Below are 1,962 nucleotides of genomic sequence, written 5' to 3' on the forward strand. Positions count from 1 at the left end.
TACCTGCCGATGCTGCGCTACTACGGGCAGCCGCTGTGGCTCGCGCCGCTGCTGCCGTTCACCGCGTTCCTGTACCTGCTGATGACGGTCGACTCCGCGGTGCAGCACTACCGCGGGCGCGGGGCGGCCTGGAAGGGCCGTACCTACTCGCGCCCGGACGCCGTGCCCGACGAGGGCTGAGCCCCGCCGGACGTGGCCGGCTCACTTGCGGCCTGGCGTCCAGTTCATGCCCCAGCCGTAGGCGTGGTCCACGGTCCGCTGCGGGCTCGTTCCGCGCTCCGGGACGAGGTACCGCGCCTCGCGCCGGACGAGCAGGTCGCCGCCGGTGTTGGTGATCAGGGCGAGCGCGCACACCGGGGAGGCGACGGTGCACTCGTCCAGCGAGAACTCGATGGGGGCGCCGTGCTGCGGCTGGAGGGTGACGGTGGCGTGCAGGTCGGCGAAGGAACGGGCGCCTTCGTAGATGGTGACGAAGACGAGGATGCGCCGGAAGTCGCGGGTGTGGTCGAGGTTGATGGTGAGGTTCTCGCCGCGGGCCACGGCTCCGGTGCGGTCGTCGCCGTCGAGATGGATGTACGGCGGCTGGTGCAGGGCGCCGAAGGCGTTGCCGAGGGCCTGGACGACTCCCTTGCGGCCGTCGGCGAGTTCGTACAGCGCGCACAGGTCGAGGTCGACGCCGCCCTGGCCGCCCAGCCGGCCGAGCCAGCCCGTGGGCTGCTTGAGCAGGTGCCAGTTGAGGTTCACCCGCATCGCGCCGGAGGTGCCGCCCTGTTTGGCGAGCGAGACGGACGGGGCCGCCTTGGTGAGGGTGACCTTGGACAGCCGGACCGGCTGGGCCGCGGGCGGCGCCGTGGGGGCCTCGGCGGGGCGGGGCGGTGGAGCCGGGGCCGCCGTGGGAGGCGCGGGAGGGGGCGGCGGGGCGACCGGGGCCGGTGCCGCGGGTGATGCCGCGTGCTGGGGCTCGTCCACGGTGATGCCGAAGTCCGTCGCCAGTCCTTCCAGTCCGCTGTCGTAGCCCTGGCCGACGGCCCGGAACTTCCAGCCGCCCTGGCGGCGGTAGAACTCGCCGAGCACGAAGGCCGTCTCCACCGTCGCGCCGGGGTTGTCGAAGCGGGCGACGACCTGCCCGGAGGCGGCATCGGTCACCTCGATGTAGAGGTCCGGGACCTGGCCGAACGTGCCGCCGTCGGCGGAGGCGGCGAGGACGATCCGCTCGATGTCGCCCTCCACGCGCGCGAGGTCGGCCAGCAGGGTGTCGGTGACCCGGCCGCCGGCCGTCCGCTTGCCCTCGTGGCGTACCGCGCCGGAGGCGTGGGCGGGCTGGTTGTAGAAGACGAAGTCGGCGTCGGAGCGGACCTTTCCGGAGGCGAGCAGCAGGGCCGAGGCGTCCGCGTCGGGCACCCCGTGGCCGGAGCGCCAGCCCAGTTCGACGCGCAGCGCCGTCGTGGGCACCTGTGTGTTCGATCCCTTCGACATTGACATGTCCGCCCCCATCGCGTGTTCGGCTCGGCGGGTTTCGCCCGTCGGCCCGGATCTTCCGGCCCGTGCGATCCCTACCACAACCTATTCCGCGCCCCGGCGCACGCCCGGGAACGGCACAGGAAGATCGCCGGTCAACCACCGGTAACACCGGAGGAACTCAGCCTTTACACGATCCAAACGTCGACTGGCGCCCCTTTTTGCCATGTTCGCTCGTATTGGGGATGTCAGGCTCCCGACGACACGGAAAACAACCCTCTTATCGGTCTCCCCAACCAGCACATCGTGGGCTTAACTTATGTGCCATGACCTCCCCCCGCTCCACTTATGGTGGCGGCTACTACTCCGCCTCCTTCAAGGAGACCCCGATCTACGACTCGCTCGTCGCCGAGCGTGGCACTCCGCAGATCGCCCCGATCAGGGTCCCCGCCGCCTACGACACGGGCAGCAGCCTGCCCGCCCTGCCGTCGGCCCTGCCCGCCC

2 protein-coding genes and 1 pseudogene are annotated in these 1,962 nt (G+C 71.5%); 2 read left to right on the forward strand and 1 reads right to left on the reverse strand.

The features are described 5' to 3' along the window. A pseudogene (locus H5J33_RS33230) lies at positions 1–180 on the forward strand (glycosyl transferase family 2); the annotation flags it as partial. Positions 181–201: 21 nt separating this feature from the next. On the opposite strand, the gene H5J33_RS33235 reads toward H5J33_RS33230, so the two are convergent. Then, complete coding sequence (locus H5J33_RS33235; protein ID WP_181798418.1) at positions 202–1,476, reverse strand: TerD family protein; 1,275 nt, start codon at positions 1,474–1,476, stop codon at positions 202–204. A 308-nt stretch (positions 1,477–1,784) separates the two neighbouring features. Here H5J33_RS33235 and H5J33_RS38490 point away from each other — a divergent pair. After that, on the forward strand, positions 1,785–1,962 hold a 178-nt coding region (locus H5J33_RS38490), incomplete at its 3' end, for a DUF6643 family protein (protein ID WP_399552990.1).

Origin of the sequence: Streptomyces sp. WELS2, assembly GCF_013870595.1 — a bacterium.
Taxonomy (GTDB): domain Bacteria; phylum Actinomycetota; class Actinomycetes; order Streptomycetales; family Streptomycetaceae; genus Streptomyces.

Coding starts and splice junctions, on each gene's coding strand:
- H5J33_RS33235 (WP_181798418.1), bottom strand. CDS start 1,476: ATGTCGAAGGGATCGAACACACAGGTGCCCACGACGGCGCTGCGCGTC.